The sequence below is a fragment of the Arthrobacter crystallopoietes genome, assembly GCF_017603825.1.
GTDB lineage: Bacteria > Actinomycetota > Actinomycetes > Actinomycetales > Micrococcaceae > Crystallibacter > Crystallibacter crystallopoietes_B.
In genome coordinates, this window is the sequence record NZ_CP072014.1 from 281,294 (window position 1) to 298,341 (window position 17,048).

A 17,048-nucleotide genomic window follows, 5' to 3' on the forward strand; every position below is an offset into this window, starting at 1 on the left:
ACATGACTGATTACCAAACAAACAACGACGGCGGGAGCGCGGCTTCCGTAGCTGAAGCCAACTCGCTGCTCAACATCGGAGGGCTGAACGTCTCCTTCGCTACGCCACGCGGCACCGTGGACGTAGTCAAGGACGTCTCGCTGGCGCTGGCGCCGGGCAAAGCGCTGGCGCTGGTAGGCGAATCCGGCTCCGGCAAGACCGTCACCGCCCGGACGTTGGTGGGCCTGAACGCGGCGAATGCCAAGGTCGCTGCCGGGCGGCTGGACGTGCTGGGCAGGAACGCACTCAAGCTGTCCGAGCGGCAGTGGCGCGGGTTGCGAGGCAAGGACATCGGCTACGTGCTGCAGGATGCGCTGGTCTCACTCGATCCGCTGCGCACTGTAGGCCAGGAAATCGATGAAGCACTGCGGGCCCACGGCGTCCGGGGCAGGGCCACACGGCTGGAGCGGGTACACCAGGCGCTGCGCGATGCCGGCATCCCGGATCCGGAAGTGCGCGCCAAGCAGCGTTCCGGGGAGCTCTCCGGCGGTTTGCGCCAGCGCGCGCTGATCGCCCAGGCGACCGTGCTGAATCCGCAGCTGGTGATCGCCGACGAGCCGACCACCGCGCTGGATGCCACGGTGCAGGCGCAGATCCTGGAGCTGCTGGCGGGGCTGAAGGAGCAGGGCCGCGGGCTGGTTTTCATCTCGCATGACCTGGCCGTGGTCTCCCATCTGGCGGACGAGATTGCGGTGATGCAGGGCGGACGGATCGTCGAGTCCGGCCGCGCTGCCGAGGTGCTGTCCAATCCGCGGCACGAATACACGCAGGCACTGATCGACGCCATCCCTTCCGGCGCGGCCAAGGGCCGCAGGCTCTCCGTCGGCGCTCCCGTCTCCGTTGCAGCCGGTTCCGGCGGTCCCGGCCGGACCACGGAATTTTCCGAAACGGCGCCGGCCATCGTCGCCCGCGACCTGGTCAAGTCCTACCCCGGCCCCGGCGGCACCCGCCGTACCGTCGTGGACGGGGTGTCCTTCACGCTGGAGCACGGCAAAACCTTGGGCATCGTGGGCGAGTCCGGCTCCGGCAAGTCCACCACCGCGCGCATCGCCCTGGGGCTGACCCAGCCGGATGCGGGCAGTGTGAACCTCGGCGGGTTCGCCTGGTCCGGCACCGGTGCGGACCAGGTCTCCGAAGACCAACGACGCCGGCACCGCCCGGACATCCAGCTGGTCAACCAGGACCCGCTGAGCTCCTTCGACCCCCGCTTCAGCGTCGGCCGGGTCATCACCGACGCGCTGGAGGCCGGCTCCATCGGCACGTCCGCCGACCGCACAGAGCGGGCGGTGACGCTGCTCGACCAGGTGGGGCTACCGCCGTCGTTATTCAACCGACGCCCGCTCACGCTTTCCGGCGGGCAGCGCCAGCGCGTGGCCATCGCCCGGGCGCTCGCGCTCCAGCCGCGCGTGCTGCTGCTGGACGAGCCGGTCTCCGCCCTGGACGTTTCCATCCAGGCGCAGGTGCTGGATCTGCTGGCGGACCTGCAGTCACAGCTCGGGCTCAGCTACCTGTTCATCAGCCATGACCTCGGCGTAATCCACCATGTCAGCGACGATGTCCTGGTCATGAAGGACGGCAAGGTGGTCGAAGCCGGCACCGCCGCGGACGTTTTCACCATCCCGCAGACCGACTACACCCGGCAGCTGCTGGCCGCTGTGCCGGAACTACCCGCCCGCGAACTCGCCGCCAAGGAAGCACCATGAGCAAAGAGATCCACTTCAACGGGTTCGAGATGAACACCGTCAGCCATATCAACCACGGGCTGTGGGTGCATCCGGACAACCGCCGGCATGAGTACACGGACATCGAGTACTGGACCGGAACCGCGCAGCTGCTGGAACGCGGCCTGTTCGACGCCATCTTCCTGGCCGATGTGGTCGGCACGTACGACGTGTACCGCGGCAGCCGCGGCCCCGCGGTCGAGCGTGGACTGCAGGTGCCGAACAACGATCCGTACCTGCTGGTCCCGGCGATGGCGGCCGTGACCCGGAACCTCGGTTTCGCAGTCACGTTTTCCACCACCTATGAGCCGCCGTTCGGCAACGCGCGGCGGCTGAGCACGCTGGACCATCTGACGAAGGGACGGGTGGCGTGGAACGTGGTCACGGGTTACCTGCCGGATGCCGCACGCAACTTCGGCCTGCCGGCGCACATCAAGCACGATGACCGGTACGACATTGCGGAGGAATACCTCGACGTCTCTTACAAACTGTGGGAAGGTTCCTGGGACGAGGGCGCAGTGGTCCGCGACCGGGAGCGGCGGGTTTACACCGAGACCGACGGCGTGCACGAGATCGGCCATGCCGGCCGGTTCTTCACGGTGGACGGGCCGCACCTGTCCGAACCCTCGCTCCAGCGCACGCCGGTAATCTACCAGGCCGGATCCTCTGAACGCGGCAAGGACTTCGCCGCCCGGCACGCCGAAGCCGTCTTCGTCAGCTCGCGGACCGTGCAGCGGGTGGCCGCGGATGTGCGGGACCTGCGCGAGCGGGCCGAGGCCGCCGGACGCGGACGCGACGCGGTCAAGGCGCTGGCCTCGCTGAACATCGTGCTCGGCGAGACCGAGGCCGAGGTGGCGCGCAAGGTCGAAGAGGTCGTGCGGCTGCGCGACGTCGAGGGCCATCTGGTGCACTTCGGCGGTTCCTCCGGGATCGACGTTGCCTCGCTGGAGACGGACGAGTACTTGCAGTATGTGGGCCGCGACCATGCCCAGTCCATGGAGGCCGAGTTCGCCTCCGGCGCTGGCCGCAAGCGCGCGCACGAACTGATCGACACGCTCTCCGACCCGCGCAACGACGAATTCTTCATTGCCGGCACGCCGGAGCAAGTCGCGGATCGGATCGAGGAGATCGTGGACGCCACGGACGTGGACGGCTTCAACATTGTCCAGTTCCTCTCCCCCGGGACGTTCACCGACGTCGTCGAACTGCTGGTCCCGGAACTGCAGAAGCGCGGCCGCTACCGCACGGCGTACTCGGAGTCCGAGCGCACGCTGCGCGAACGGCTGTTCCCGGGCAACGGCCCGCTGCTGCCCGCCACCCACCCCGGCGCCGCCTACCGCGGCGCGTTCCGCCATGAGGAGATCACTGTATGAGCAGTACCATCGAGACAACCGCACCATCTTCCGCGGCTCGGGTCGCCCCCGGACCGGACAATGGGTCTCCGACCTACGCCGAGTTGGCGGCCAAGTACCGGCCGGCCTTCGAATCCATCGCGGCAGGGGCCGCCGGGCGGGAAACGGACCGGGTGCTGCTGCACGAGCAGATCGGCGAACTGGCGGCGGCCGGTTTCGGCGCGGCCCGGGTACCGCGGGAGTTCGGCGGCGACGGGGCCACTGCGGTGCAGCTCTTCCGGCTGCTGATCGAGCTGGCCGCCGCAGAGTCCAACCTCGCCCAGGCCCTGCGCTCGCACATCGCCTTTGTGGAGGGCCGGCTCTACGCGAACGACGCCGAGTGGTTGCGTCGGGTGGGCGAAGGCCAGATCCTGGGCAACGCTTGGACCGAAACCGGTGCGGTCACTGTGGGCGGCGTGGGCACCACCATTGAGCCCGACGGCGGGAATTTCCGTGTTAATGGCACGAAGTACTACACCACGGGGAGCCTCTATGCGGACTGGATTCAGACCGGTGCCCGGACCGCGGACGGCCGCGACATCATCGCCCTGGTCCGCGCGGATGCGCCGGGCGTCACGATCCACGATGATTGGGACGGCTTCGGGCAGCGTCTGACCGCCTCCGGAACCGCGGTTTTCGAGAATGTAGCAGTCCCGGCCTCCGACATCCTGGTGGAAACAGAGCAGGCGCCGTACGCCACCGGCGTCTACCAGCTCATCCACGTCGCTACCTTGGCCGGTATCACCCAGCGCGTGGTCCGCGACGTTTCCGAAGCGGTCCGCGAGCGCACTCGCGTGTTCAGCCACGGTAATGGCGTCCGCCCCAGCGAGGACATCCAGATCCAGCAGATCGTCGGCGAGATTGCGGCGCAGGCCTTCGCCGCGGAGGCAGCCACCCTGCGTGTCGCCGAACTGCTGCAGGAAGCCTTCGACCTGCGCCCCGGGATTCGAACGGATGGCACTGCAGCGACCGCGAGCGATGCCGCGCCGCCGGCAGCTGGCGCCTCGGCATTCGAGGAAGCCGTTCTGCAGGTGGAGTTCGGTTCCTCCCAGGCCCAGATCGTGGTAACTGACCTTGCGCAGCGCGCGTCGTCGTCGTTGTTTGATGCCTTGGGCGCGTCCGCCACGCAGTCCGAACTGCAGCTGGACCGCCACTGGCGCAACGCCCGGGTCATCTCCTCCCACAACCCGGTGGTCTACAAGTCGCGCGTGGTCGGTGACTGGAAGATCAACGGCTCCGTCCCGGAGTTCGTCTGGCGTTCGGGAACCGCCTGACGAGTAGGAGGATCACAATGAATTGGCGGGGGTGTCCGCCGGGCCAAAGAGCCCGGCCGGCGCCCCCGCCGCCGTCGTTCCCAGCGGTTCCCGAATGACCGGCGCAAGCACGCTCCGGGCTGATCCTGCGCCGCTGCTCGGCAAAAAACCTGAGAACCAATTTGGCAACCGCCATTGCAGGCGCTTAGTAAGCATGCTTAGCATGGATTTACACCGTAAGGCAGGTGGGCGGAGGAAGCTCCGCAACGTCCAGCAAGGACCCATCCACATTGCCATGCTTACGTCAGTGCACACGACCGGAGGTACCAATGTCCAGAAATGATGTGCCTTCCAGCGGCCTGACCACAGAAAACCAAAACAGCGCAGGCAAGAGCCACGAGGCTCCGGCTCCGGATCATTCCCGGAAGCCGGACAAGCCCAGTGACGTCCGGAAGCCCAACTGGAAGTACATTCTCAAGCGGACGGTCCGGGAGTTCTCGAAGGACAAGTGCACCGACCTTGCCGCGGCGCTGACGTACTTCGGGGTGCTGTCGTTGTTCCCTGCACTGCTGGCCATGGTGTCCCTGCTGGGCGTGATCGGGCAGGCCGAACAGACCACGCAGACGCTGCTGCAGGTCGTGGAAGGCGTCGCCAGCCCGGAAGTTGTTCAGACTCTGCGGCAGCCGATCCAGCAGCTGGCCAGTGCGCCCGCTGCAGGTTTTGCCCTGATCGCAGGCCTGGCCGGCGCACTCTGGTCCGCATCCGGTTATGTCGGCGCTTTCAGCCGGGCGATGAACCGGATCTATGAAGTCGAAGAGGGCCGGCCGTTCTACAAACTGCGCCCGGTCATGCTGGTCATCACGCTCATCATGCTGCTGCTGGCCGTTGTGATGGCTGTGCTGCTGGTCGTCTCCGGCCCCGTGGCCCAAGCGATCGGCGACGCCGTCGGACTTGGCGAGACAGCAGTAACGGTATGGAACATCGCCAAGTGGCCGGTGCTGGTAATCTTTGCGATCCTCATCATCGCCGTCCTGTACTACGCGACGCCGAACGTGAAGCAGCCGAAGTTCCGCTGGATGAGTGTGGGTGCTTTCATTGCGCTGCTCGTCCTGGCGCTCGCTTCCCTGGGCTTCTTCTTCTACGTGTCCAACTTCGGCAACTACAACAAGACCTACGGTGCCATCGGCGGCATGATCGTGCTGCTGCTGTGGATCTGGATTGCCAATATTTCCTTGCTCTTCGGCGCGGAGTTCGACGCCGAGATGGAACGCGGCCGCCAGCTCCAGGGCGGCATCGAAGCCGAGGACACCATCCAGCTGCCGCCTCGGGATACCAAGGCGAGCGATAAGAAACTCGAGAAGGAAAAGGAGGACATCAACGACGGACGTGAGCTCAGAGAACGGCACGGTAGGAGTCCTGATCGGGACTGACGGCAACTAGTTCGCATCAAGCATTGGAGTACAAACTATGACAACGCAGAACTGGCAGGATCCGGCGGCGCCCGGCACAGAGAATCTAGCGATTCAGAACAGCCAAACGGCCACCGGCTACGCATCAACCGGCAGCTCTTCCACAACGACGGCGGCCAAAGACGAAGCGAAAAACGTCGCCAAAGAGGGGGCCAGCGCCGGTAAACAGGTTGCAGGCACCGCGGTTGAAGAGACCAAGGCCGTGGCCCAGGAGGCCGGCACGCGCGCCAAGAACCTCGTGAACGAACTGGGTTCCACCCTGAAAGACCAGGCCGGAACTCAGCAGCAAAGGGTCGCCGAGGGACTGCGCTCGCTGAGCGACGAACTGCGCTCCATGTCCCAGGCCTCGGAAAATTCGGGCACCGCGGCGAACCTGGTTGGCCAAGCAGCCCAAAGGACAGGCGATGCGGCGGGCTGGTTCGAAGCACGCGATCCGGGGTCGCTGCTTCAGGAAGTCAAGGTTTTCGCTCGGAACCGTCCGGGTGCCTTTCTGGCAATCGCCGCCGGAGCAGGCCTTTTGGCAGGCCGGCTGACGCGTGGCATCACCGGGGCACAATCGGATTCGCAGTCCAGCCCGCGAACAGGGACTCCCGCACAGAGTCCGATGACCACCCCCGCCCCGCCGGCAGCCGAACCCACAGTCGGCACCACCGGCGCTTCGGCACCGGTGACCGGAGATCCCTTCAGCGATCCTTGGGACAACGAGCCCACCCTTCGTCCCGGGACCCCGCCGGTCAGTACCGACCCCGAACGGAGGCATGCGCTCTAATGACACAATCTAACTCCGCCGGCTCGCACGCCTACGAGATTCCGCCAACGGAAGCTGAGACCAGGGCACAGAACTCGTCCTTGGGCGACATTCTGAGCGAAGTCAGCCGTGACGTTTCAACCCTCATGCGCCAGGAAGTCGAACTGGCCAAAGCGGAACTCAAGGAGTCAGGCACCAAGGCAGGCAAAGGCGCAGGCATGTTTGCCGGCGCGGGCGTGGCAGGACACTTTGTCCTGGTTTTCCTCTCCCTCGCACTGATGTACGCCCTTAGCGCCCTGATCGGCCTTGGATGGTCGGCGGTGATCGTCGCCGTGATCTGGGCGATTGTTGCCGCCGTTCTCGCTGCCAAGGGCAAGAAGGAAATGAAGACGGTTCGCGGCATGCCGCAGACCGCGGAAACCATCAAGGAAATTCCCCCGACGTTTAAACCAGGTGAGGAGACCCCATGAGCCAGTCACCGGAAGAAATCCGCGAAGAAATTGAACGGACCCGTGCAGAACTCGGTTCCGATGTCGACGCGCTGGCGGAAAAGGTCAGCCCCTCCGGGATAGCGCACCGGCAAGGACAGAAAGTCCGGGACAAGATGAACCACGTCAAGACCAGCATCATGGGTGCGGCCGACAACACCACAGGGTCGGCCAAATCCGGGATGCACCAAGCTGGAGAATCCGTTTCCCATACTGCCCAGCACGCCGGCGAAACGGTCCAGAACGCTCCGCATCAGGTCGCGGAGAAGACCCGCGGCAACCCCATGGCTGCCGGGCTCATAGCCTTTGGTGCCGGCATGCTGATTTCCTCCCTGATCCCCGCGAGCCAGAAGGAACAGCAAGCGGCAACTGCCCTAAAGGAGAAGGCAGAACCACTGAAAACCGAGCTCACCGATGCCGCCAAGCAGGTAGCGCAGGACATAAAGGGTCCGGCCCAGGAAGCAATGGAGTCCGTCAAGAGCTCCGCGCAGGATGCTGCCGCCAGGGTGAAGGACGAGAGCGCGGGCGCCGCTGCCGACATTAAGGAGCGAGCCCAGGACGCTAAGTCCAATGTCCAGGACACGCAGTCAGCCTCCCCCGCGGGTGCAGGTTCTACGCTCCCTACCGGATTCTAAAACGACATCTCCCAAGAACCGCCCATAGATCCGGGCGCAGGACAACTGTGCCCGGCGGAAACAAAGGAAATGGCATGATCACCAAAGCAAACATTGACCGACTGGCCAACAACGGTTCCAACATTCTTGATTCCGAGGGGAACAAGATCGGTTCGATCGGGCAGCTGTACCTGGATGACCGGACCGAAAATCCGAGCTGGGCGACCGTGAAAACGGGACTGTTCGGCACATCGGAGTCCTTCGTCCCGCTGGCCGAAGCCACAGTGGACGGCGACGACATCCGGGTACCCTACACCAAAGACCAGGTCAAGGACGCCCCCCGCCTGGATCCGGACGGGCACCTGAGTGAAACGGATGAGGACCGCCTCTTCGAGCACTACGGCCTCGGCGCAAACGGCGCTTACACCGGAACCACCGGAACTGCAGACGTGGGCACGGACAGCTACACCGGAACCACCGGAACCGACAGGGGCTCCGCCACCTTCGGAACGGCCGACTACGATGACGCAGCGGGTTCCCGCGGCGCAGTCGGACATGACACGTCCGGCCCCACCACCGACGACGCCATGACTCGCTCCGAAGAGCAGCTCCATGTCGGCACCGAAAGCCGTGAGACCGGCCGCGCCCGGTTGCGGAAGTACATTGTCACGGAGAACGTAACGCAGACCGTGCCCGTCAGCCGGGAGGAAGTCCGCATAGAGCGTGAACCCATCACGGACGCGAACGCCGGCGCTGCACTGTCCGGGCCGGACCTCAGCGAGGAAGAGCACGAGGTTGTCCTGCGCGAGGAACGTCCTGTTGTCGAAAAGGAAACAGTGCCGGTGGAGCGGGTCCGTCTCGAGAAGGAGACCGTCACGGATCAGGAAACGGTCAGCGAGGAAGTCCGCAAGGAGCAGATCGAGACCGACGGCGATGACGGCGGCCGGCTCCGCTGAGGCCTGCTGACAGAGAGGTCCACTCGGTAAGCAGTGCGGGCGGCAGGGACTTCCCCGGCCGCCCGCACTGGCCTGCCGGCGTCAGGGGTTCGAACTGACGTAGCCGCGCTCCTTGTCCACCAGGTTGGCCAGCGGTTCTCCGGCGGTCCAGCGGGTCAGGTTCTGCAGGAACTGATCCGCCAAGGCATCGCGCCACCCGATCACGTCCCCGCACATGTGGGCCGAAATGTGGACGTTGTCCATCTCCCAGAACGGGTGCTCGGCCGGCAGCGGCTCTTCCTCGAAGACATCCAGTGAAGCGGCCGCGACCTTCCCCTTGCGCAACGCCTCAACCAGCGCCGCCTCGTCCACCAGCGCACCGCGGCCGACGTTGACCAGGTGCGCGGTAGGCTTCATGGCCGCCAGCACCTCGGCGTTCATCATGTGGCGGGTCTGCTGGGTCAGCGGCGCAATCAGCACGACGTGGTCCGCCCAGCCGGCATGCTCGGCCAGGTCCGCGCTCGGCACGACGGTGCCGAAGTCGCCGTCGTTATCCCGTGCCGTGCGGCCAACGCCGCGAACCTCAAGCCCAACGGCGCGCAGCAACCGGGCAGTGGCCCGGCCGATCCCGCCGGTCCCGGCCACCAGCACCCGCGAGCCACCCGTCCGGGTCAACTCGCGATGTTTCCAGACGGACTGCTGCTGCAGCTCTTTGCTCCGGTGCAGCTGCTTGTCGTGGGCAAGGATGGAGGCCAGTACGAACTCGGCGATCGGCGTATCGAAGGTGCCGTGGGCATTGGTCACGGCCACCTCGGAGGCGCGCAGCTCGTCGAACATCATTGCGTCCACCCCGGCAGCCGCCACATGCACCCACTTCAGCTTGTCCGCATTCGGCCAGGCCTCGCCCAGCGCCGAGGAGAAGAAGTCCCAGAGGAACAGGACGTCGGCTCCGCGGGCGGCTTCGGGAAGGCCTGCTGCATCGGTTACTACGACGTCGGCACGAGCCTTGATTGCGTCCAAATTGTAGGGACGGGGCTGGCCCTCGGCGGTGAGGATCACGACCCGGGGACGACGATTGGAATCGGTGTAAGTCACGCCACAACGGTACGTGATTTTAGGATTGTTGACAATAAACAGGTGTGACCCGCACCATAGGTGGCATGACCTCTCTTAGCCCCGCGCTCAAGCAAGCAACGCCCCTCGTCGTCGACCACGCCCTCGGCAGCTGGATCCATGCCACCGATGGAAAGGATTACCTTGATTTCACCACCGGCATCGGCGTCACCAGCACCGGCCACTGCCACCCGAAGGTAGTCGCCGCCGCCCGCGAGCAGGTGGGCAAGATCATCCACGCCCAGTACACCACCGTGATGCATCAGCCGCTGCTGGCCCTGACCGAGAAGCTCGGAGAGGTACTGCCCGCCGGCCTTGACTCCGTCTTCTACGCCAATTCCGGGTCCGAGGCCGTCGAGGCCGCCATCCGCCTGGCCCGCATGGCCACCGGCCGGCCGAACATCGTCGTCTTCCAGGGCGGCTTCCACGGCCGCACCGTTGCCGCCGCGTCCCTGACCACCGCCGGCACCAAGTTCTCCGCCGGCTTCGCCCCGCTGATGGCCGGCGTCCACATGTCCGCTTTCCCGTACGCCTACCGCTACGGCTGGGACGAGGCCACCGCCGTCGAATTCGCACTGCAGGAACTGGACTACCTGCTGCAGACCCGCACCGCTCCCAATGACACGGCAGCGTTCCTGATCGAGCCCGCGCTCGGCGACGGCGGCTATTTGCCCACCCCGCCGGCCTTCCTCGAGGGGCTGCGGGAACGCGCTGACCGGCACGGCATCCAGCTGATCTTCGACGAGGTGCAGGCCGGCGTGGGCCGGATGGGCAAGTTCTGGGGCCACCAGTACTCCACGGCCACTCCGGACATCCTCATCACCGCCAAGGGCATCGCCTCCGGCTTCCCCATCTCCGCTATCGCCGCTTCCACGGAGACCATGTCCAAGGCATGGCCCGGTTCGCAGGGCGGCACTTACGGCGGCAACGCCGTCTCCGCCGCGGCCGGCGTGGCCACTTTGGAAGTGGTCCACGAAGAAGGCCTCGTGGAGAACAGCCGCATCCGCGGCGAGCAGCTGCAGGCCGGCCTGAAGGAAATCCAGGCCCGCTTCCCGGTGATCGGCAACGTTCGCGGCCTGGGCCTGATGCAGGGCATCGAGTTCACTGGCGAGGACGGCAAGCCGGACGCCGCGACGGCCGCCGCGGTCCAGCAGGCCACCACCGAACAGGGCCTGCTGACCCTGACCTGCGGCCCCGCCGGCAACGTGGTCCGCCTGATCCCCGCCCTGGTGGTCACCGCTGAGGAAATCACCACCGGACTCGAGCGCTTCGAGGCCGCCGTGGGCGCCGTCGTCGGCGTTGTCCCCGCCACTGCAGGAGCCTGAGCCAACGCATGAGCGAAACTGTTCTCCCCGCTACCGGGCTGCCGGCGGACCACCGTCCCGCCGGCAGCCCTGCGGCAGCCGATACCCCGCCGGCGGTGCTGGCGCGCCTGGCCGCTGCCGGCATTGACGCCGACAGCTCGCCCCGTCGGCTGGCCGAGTATTCCTACGACGCGTCCAACTACCGGGTGCCGCCGCTGGCCGTGGTGTTCCCGCGTTCCGCGCAGGACGTCGCCGCCACAATGGCAGCCTGCCGCGATACCGGCACCCCGCTGATCGGGCGCGGCGGCGGTACGTCCATGGCCGGCAACGCGATCGGCCCCGGCGTGGTGCTGGACTTTTCCCGGCACATGAACCGCATCCACTCCGTCGACGAGGCCGCCGGCACGGTCTCCGTGGATCCCGGCGTGGTGCTCTCCGTGCTCTCCCGCGAGGTGGAGAAAGCCACCGGGAACCGGTCCACCTTTGCCCCGGACCCGTCCTCGAAGAACCGGGCCACGGTCGGCGGCGCCCTTGGCAACGACGCGTGCGGCAACCATTCGGTGCGCTACGGCCGAACCTCGGACCACGTGGCGGAGCTCGACGTGATCACCTCCGACGGCGCCCGGCTCACCGCCACTGCCACCGGACTGCGGGCCACCGATCCGCAGGACCGGGCCTCCGCGGCTCGGGCGGTTGAGCTGGCGGAGTCCCTGACGAAGCTGGCCCACGCCAGCCTGGCCGATTTCCGCACCGAGCTTGGCCGCATCCAGCGCCAGGTCTCCGGCTACCACCTGGCCAACCTGCTGCCGGAGAACGGTTTCAACGTGGCCCGGGCCCTGGTGGGCTCCGAGGGCACCTGCGCCATCATCACCGGCGCCCGGATGAAGCTGGTGCACAAGCCCGCCAGCGCGCTGCTGGTCTCGCTCGGCTATGCGGATGTGGTGGAGGCTGCCCGCGACATTGAGACGATCCTCGAGTTCTCCCCCGCCGCGGTGGAGGGGATTGACGAGAAGATCGTGGACACCATGCGGTTCCGCCGCGGCAACGATTCCGTCCGCGGGCTGCCCGAGGGCAAGGCCTGGCTGTACGTGGACCTGGACGGGGAGGATCCGGACGAGGTCCGTATCCAGGCCGAGCGGCTGCTGGCCCGGCTCAAGGAGAACGGCCGCCTCATCGCAGGCCGTCTGGTCCCCGACACGGCCGAGCGGACATCGCTGTGGCGGGTGCGCGAAGACGGCGCCGGCCTCTCGTCCCGACTGTCCACCGGCGGCGAGTCCTGGCCCGGCTGGGAGGACTCCGCCGTCGCGCCCGAAAAACTCGCCGGCTACCTGGCGGATTTCCGCGGCCTGCTGGCCAAGCACGGTCTGGAAGGCGTCATGTACGGGCACTTCGGTGCCGGCTGCATGCACATCCGCATCACCTATGACCTGCGTACCGAAGCCGGCCGCGAAGTCTTCCGGGTCTTCTCCCGCGAGGCGGCCGAGCTGGTGGTTGGCCACGGCGGTTCGCTCTCCGGGGAGCACGGCGACGGCCGCGCCCGCTCGGAGCTGCTGCCGGTAATGTACTCGGCACGCATGCTGACCGCGTTCGCGAATTTCCGGCGGCTGTGGGATCCGGCCGGGATCCTCAATCCCGGTTCGATGACCGCCCCGGACCCGATGGACGCCAATCTGGCGCTCGAGGGCGTGCCGCAGCGGCAATGGCGCACAAGCTTCGACCTGCGTCCGCTCGGCAGCGGCGGCGGTTCCCTCACCGAGACCGATAACCCGCACAATGCCGGCGGCGCCGGAACGGATCCCTGGGTACACGCAGTCCAAGGCTGCATCGGCGTAGGCAAGTGCCGCACCGATTCGGCCGGCGTGATGTGCCCCAGCTACAAGGCCACGCGCGACGAGAAGGACTCCACCCGCGGCCGCGCCCGCGTGCTGCAGGAGATGGTCCGCGGCGCCCGCACTGTGGACGAGGGCTGGAAATCCGAGGAGGTCCGCGAAGTCCTGGACCTGTGCCTGTCCTGCAAGGCCTGCTCCAGCGACTGCCCCGCGGGCGTGGACATGGCCACCTACAAGTCCGAGTTCTTCAGCCACTACTACAAGGGCCGGCTGCGTCCGCTCTCGCACTTCTCGCTTGGCTGGCTGCCGCGCTGGCTCAAGCTCACCGGACGGATCGCGCCGCTGGTCAACGCCGTGCTGGCCACGCCGCTGGGCAAAGTGGCCGCCGCGCTCGGCGGGCTGACCACCAAACGGGCCCTGCCGCGCTTTGCCGGCGCGGGCGAGTGGCACCGCGAGGTAGCGGCCGCGGGCGTGCGTCCGGCGTCGAACAACGACGGCGGCACGCGTCCGGGTGCCGATGCCGGGGTGGTGCTGTTCGTGGATACCTTCACACGCGGTTTCCGCCCGGAGGTGGCCGGCGCCGCAGCCCGGGTGCTGGCAGGAGCGGGCGAGACGACGGAATGCTCCGCCGACGCCTGCTGCGGTCTGACCTGGATCTCCACCGGCCAGCTCGATACCGCGAAGTCGCTCCTGGGCAAGGCTGCCGAGGCACTCGACGACGGCACGGACCGCCCGATCGTCGTCGTCGAACCCAGCTGTGCAGCCGCACTGCGCAAGGACCTGCCCGAGCTGGTCCACACCGACCAGGCACGCCGCGTAGCCGCCCGCGTCCGCAGCTTCGCCGCCCACGTGGGCGGACTGGCCGCGGCGGGATGGCAGCCGGAACCAGCCGAACCGCTGCCCGAAAGAGTGGTGCTGCAAACGCACTGCCACGAGTACTCCGTGTTCGGCGCCGGCACCCAGAAAACGGCCCTGGCCGCCATCGGGGTCCCCGAAGTGGTGGACGCCTCCGGCTGCTGCGGCGTGGCAGGCAACTTCGGCTTCGAGAAGGAACACTACGAGGTCAGCATGCAGGTCGCCGAGAGCGCCCTGGCACCGGCCCTGCGGGGCACCGGACCTGAGGCAGTGGTCCTCACGGACGGCTTCTCCTGCGCCATGCAGGTGAACCAGCTCGAACCCTCAAGACCCGGGCGGCATCTGGCCCAGCTGCTCGACCCCGGCACGACAGACACCCCCGCAACAACCACAGACAAGGACTAGGCATGACCACCCAGACTACTTCCCCTGACCGTTCCGCCGGCGCAGCCCGCACCTCGCAGCAGGCTCTTGACGCGATCGCGAAGGTCAGCACCGGCCTGTTCATCGACGGCGAATGGACCGAAGCCGCATCCGGCGCACGCTTCGACGTCGTCAATCCCGCCACCGAAGAAGTCATCGCCACCGTTGCCGACGGCGGTCCCGAGGACGCCCGCCGCGCCATCGAAACCGCCGGCCGGGTCCAGAAGGAATGGTCCAAGACGGCGCCCCGTGAACGCAGCGAGATCCTGCGCCGCGCCTATGACCTGATCATGACCCGCCAGGACGAGCTCGCCCTGGTCATGACTACCGAAATGGGCAAGCCCTTCGCCGAGGCCAAGGGCGAGGTTGCCTACGCTGCCGAGTTCTTCCGCTGGTTCTCCGAGGAAGCCGTGCGGATCGGCGGCGACGTCACCACCACCGGCGACGGCAAAAACCGCATCCTGGTCTCCAAGGAGCCCGTGGGCCCCTGCGTCCTCGTCACCCCGTGGAACTTCCCGCTGGCCATGGGCACCCGCAAGATCGGCCCCGCCATCGCGGCCGGCTGCACGATGGTGTTCAAGCCTGCCAACCTGACCCCGCTGTCCTCGCTGGCGCTGGTGGACATCCTGGTGGAAGCCGGGCTGCCCAAGGGCGTGGTCAACGTTGTCTGCACCACCAAGGCTTCCTCGGTGGTCTCGCCCTGGATGGCCAGCGGCATCGCCCGCAAGGTCAGCTTCACCGGCTCCACCGAAGTGGGCGTGAAGCTGCTGCAGCAGGCCTCGGAACACGTCATGCGCTCCTCCATGGAGCTGGGTGGAAACGCCCCGTTCATCGTCTTCGAGGACGCGGACCTGGACCGTGCGGTCGAGGGCGCCTTGGCCGCCAAGATGCGCAATATGGGCGAGGCCTGCACCGCTGCCAACCGCCTCTTCGTACAGCGCCCGGTGGCGGCCGAGTTCGCCCGCCGCCTGGCCGAGCGCCTCAGCGCCCTGTCCGTGGGCGACGGCGCCGAGGACGGCACGCAGGTGGGCCCGCTCGTGGAGGAAAAGGCACTCGTCAAGGTGCAGGAACTCGTGGACGATGCCGTGGCCAAGGGCGCCACGGTGGTCTGCGGCGGCTCCCGCCCCGAGCGGCCCGGCTACTTCTACACGCCGACGGTGCTCTCCGACGTCAGCCCCACCGCGGACCTGATGAGCCAGGAAATCTTTGGCCCGGTGGCCCCCGTGGTTCCGTTCGACACGGAAGAGGAAGTGACCACAATGGCCAACGACACCCCGTGGGGCCTGGTGGGCTACGTCTTCACGCAGGACGTAGACCGCGGCTTCCGGATGGGCGACGCCCTCGAGGTCGGCATGGTTGGCCTTAACACCGGCATCGTCTCCAACCCGGCCGCACCCTTCGGCGGCGTGAAGGCCTCAGGGCTGGGCCGCGAAGGCGGCCGGGTGGGCATCGAGGAGTTCCTCGAATACAAGTACATGGCCGTCCCCCGCGGCTAGTCAAAGATCGCCTGAGGCATGTCCGCCAGGACATGCCACCTCGGGCAAAACGGCCGGGGACGGGGGACGGAGAAACCCTTGTTCCCGGCCACCCTTCCCTGTATATTGTTGACAATCTACTAATTACTGTGACGTGGACCACCCACGCTTGCAAGGAGCTTCAGTGAACGTAAACGGCACGGCCCGCATGCTCTTCACCGCCGAAGAGTACGCGGCACGCCTCGCAGCAGTCCGGCTGCGCATGGCTGAGCAGGGCCTGAGCGCCCTCCTCGTGACTGACCCGGCGAACATCTACTACCTGACCGGTTACAACGCCTGGTCCTTCTACACCCCGCAGATGGTCTTCGTGCCGGCTGAGGGCGACATGATCCTCTTCAGCCGGCAGATGGACGCCAGCGGCGCCTTCCGGACCAGCTGGCTGCCAGAAGAGAGCATCGTGGGCTACCCGGAGAGCTACGTGCACCGCCCGCACCTCCACCCCTTCGACTGGGTGGCCTTCGCCCTGCGCGAGCGCCACCTGATTGCCCCAGCCGCCAAGGGTTGCGTGGGGCTCGAAATGGACTCGCATTTCTTCGCGCCGAAGGCCTACCGCGCACTGGTCAACGCCATTCCCGAGTGGACGCTGGTGGATTCCTTTGAACTGGTCAACTGGGTGCGCTCCATCAAGTCCCCCGCGGAAATCCAGCTGATGCACAAGGCCGCCGTGATCACCAACAACGCCATGGCCGCCGCCGAAGGGGCCATTAGGCCCGGCGCCCGCAAATGCGATATCGCTGCAGCCATCACTGAGGCGCAGATCCGCGGCACCGAGGAATTCGGCGGCGACTACACGGCGATCGTGCCGCTGCTGCCCACCGGCGAATCTGCCGATACCCCGCACCTGACCTGGAGCGAGGATCGGCTGAAGGACAACGAGCCCGTCGTCGTCGAACTGGCCGGGGCCTACCAGCGCTATCACGTGCCGCTGAACCGGACCTTCTCGCTGGGCAAGCCCTCGGCCGCGCTGAGCCGACTCGCCGAGGCGACGGGCGAAGGCCTGAATGCCATGCTCGACGTCATCAAGGACGGCGTTCCGGTCCGCGAGGTGGCCGCCGTCTGGAACCGCACCATCTTCGAATACGGCTACGAGAAGGATTCCCGCCTGGGCTACTCCATCGGCGTGGGCTTCCCGCCGGACTGGGGCGAGCGGACCATCAGCATCCGCAGCGAGGAAGAGTCCGTCCTGGCCGAAAACATGACCTTCCACCTGATCTGCGGTATGTGGATGGACAACTACGGCTACGGCCTCTCCGAATCCATCCGCGTGACTGCTACCGGGGTGGAGACGTTCACCACCTACAAGCGCGGCCTACTTCCCATCGACAGCTAGG

Annotated in this window: 13 protein-coding genes; 12 read left to right on the plus strand and 1 reads right to left on the minus strand. The window is 66.8% G+C overall.

The annotated features are described in order from the left end of the window. Positions 1-2 precede the first annotated feature (2 nt). The 8 genes from J5251_RS01425 to J5251_RS01460 all read left to right on the plus strand — a co-directional run bounded on the left by J5251_RS01425 (position 3) and on the right by J5251_RS01460 (position 8,679). Complete coding sequence (locus J5251_RS01425) at positions 3-1,742, plus strand: dipeptide ABC transporter ATP-binding protein (protein WP_208574995.1); 1,740 nt, start codon at positions 3-5, stop codon at positions 1,740-1,742. Continuing rightward, on the plus strand, positions 1,739-3,133 hold the full coding sequence (locus J5251_RS01430; protein WP_139004284.1) for an LLM class flavin-dependent oxidoreductase: 1,395 nt from the start codon (positions 1,739-1,741) through the stop codon (positions 3,131-3,133). The genes J5251_RS01425 and J5251_RS01430 overlap by 4 nt, the downstream gene beginning before the upstream one ends. Then, positions 3,130-4,425, plus strand: coding sequence for an acyl-CoA dehydrogenase family protein (locus J5251_RS01435; protein ID WP_139004283.1), 1,296 nt, complete (start codon positions 3,130-3,132; stop codon positions 4,423-4,425). The genes J5251_RS01430 and J5251_RS01435 overlap by 4 nt, the downstream gene beginning before the upstream one ends. Positions 4,426-4,733: 308 nt before the next feature. Next, positions 4,734-5,834 (plus strand): YihY/virulence factor BrkB family protein, encoded by a 1,101-nt coding sequence (locus J5251_RS01440; protein WP_139004282.1) that lies wholly within the window; start codon positions 4,734-4,736, stop codon positions 5,832-5,834. 37 nt (positions 5,835-5,871) lie between these two features. Next, positions 5,872-6,642 carry a hypothetical protein gene (locus J5251_RS01445; protein WP_139004281.1) on the plus strand — a complete coding sequence of 257 codons (771 nt, stop codon included), beginning with the start codon at positions 5,872-5,874 and terminating at the stop codon, positions 6,640-6,642. After that, a complete protein-coding gene (locus tag J5251_RS01450) occupies positions 6,642-7,091 on the plus strand; it encodes a phage holin family protein (RefSeq protein ID WP_139004280.1) in 450 nt (149 codons plus the stop codon). The genes J5251_RS01445 and J5251_RS01450 overlap by 1 nt, the downstream gene beginning before the upstream one ends. Next, positions 7,088-7,744 carry a DUF3618 domain-containing protein gene (locus J5251_RS01455; RefSeq protein ID WP_139004279.1) on the plus strand — a complete coding sequence of 219 codons (657 nt, stop codon included), beginning with the start codon at positions 7,088-7,090 and terminating at the stop codon, positions 7,742-7,744. The genes J5251_RS01450 and J5251_RS01455 overlap by 4 nt, the downstream gene beginning before the upstream one ends. A gap of 74 nt (positions 7,745-7,818) precedes the next feature. Continuing rightward, a complete protein-coding gene (locus J5251_RS01460; protein WP_139004278.1) occupies positions 7,819-8,679 on the plus strand; it encodes a DUF2382 domain-containing protein in 861 nt (286 codons plus the stop codon). Between the two features lie 81 nt (positions 8,680-8,760). On the opposite strand, the gene J5251_RS01465 is transcribed toward J5251_RS01460, so the two are convergent. Continuing rightward, the gene (locus J5251_RS01465) at positions 8,761-9,753 is read right to left on the minus strand and encodes a D-2-hydroxyacid dehydrogenase (protein WP_208574996.1); all 993 of its coding nucleotides are present in this window, start codon (positions 9,751-9,753) and stop codon (positions 8,761-8,763) included. A gap of 65 nt (positions 9,754-9,818) precedes the next feature. Between J5251_RS01465 and J5251_RS01470 the strand changes: the two genes are divergently transcribed. The 4 genes from J5251_RS01470 to J5251_RS01485 all read left to right on the plus strand — a co-directional run bounded on the left by J5251_RS01470 (position 9,819) and on the right by J5251_RS01485 (position 17,047). Next, positions 9,819-11,096, plus strand: coding sequence for an aspartate aminotransferase family protein (locus tag J5251_RS01470; protein WP_139004276.1), 1,278 nt, complete (start codon positions 9,819-9,821; stop codon positions 11,094-11,096). 8 nt (positions 11,097-11,104) lie between these two features. Then, the gene (locus tag J5251_RS01475) at positions 11,105-14,164 is read left to right on the plus strand and encodes an FAD-binding and (Fe-S)-binding domain-containing protein (protein ID WP_208574997.1); all 3,060 of its coding nucleotides are present in this window, start codon (positions 11,105-11,107) and stop codon (positions 14,162-14,164) included. A gap of 2 nt (positions 14,165-14,166) precedes the next feature. After that, the gene (locus J5251_RS01480; RefSeq protein WP_208574998.1) at positions 14,167-15,678 is read left to right on the plus strand and encodes an NAD-dependent succinate-semialdehyde dehydrogenase; all 1,512 of its coding nucleotides are present in this window, start codon (positions 14,167-14,169) and stop codon (positions 15,676-15,678) included. A 187-nt stretch (positions 15,679-15,865) separates the two neighbouring features. Further along, positions 15,866-17,047, plus strand: coding sequence for a M24 family metallopeptidase (locus J5251_RS01485; RefSeq protein ID WP_208576012.1), 1,182 nt, complete (start codon positions 15,866-15,868; stop codon positions 17,045-17,047). Position 17,048: the final 1 nt, after the last annotated feature.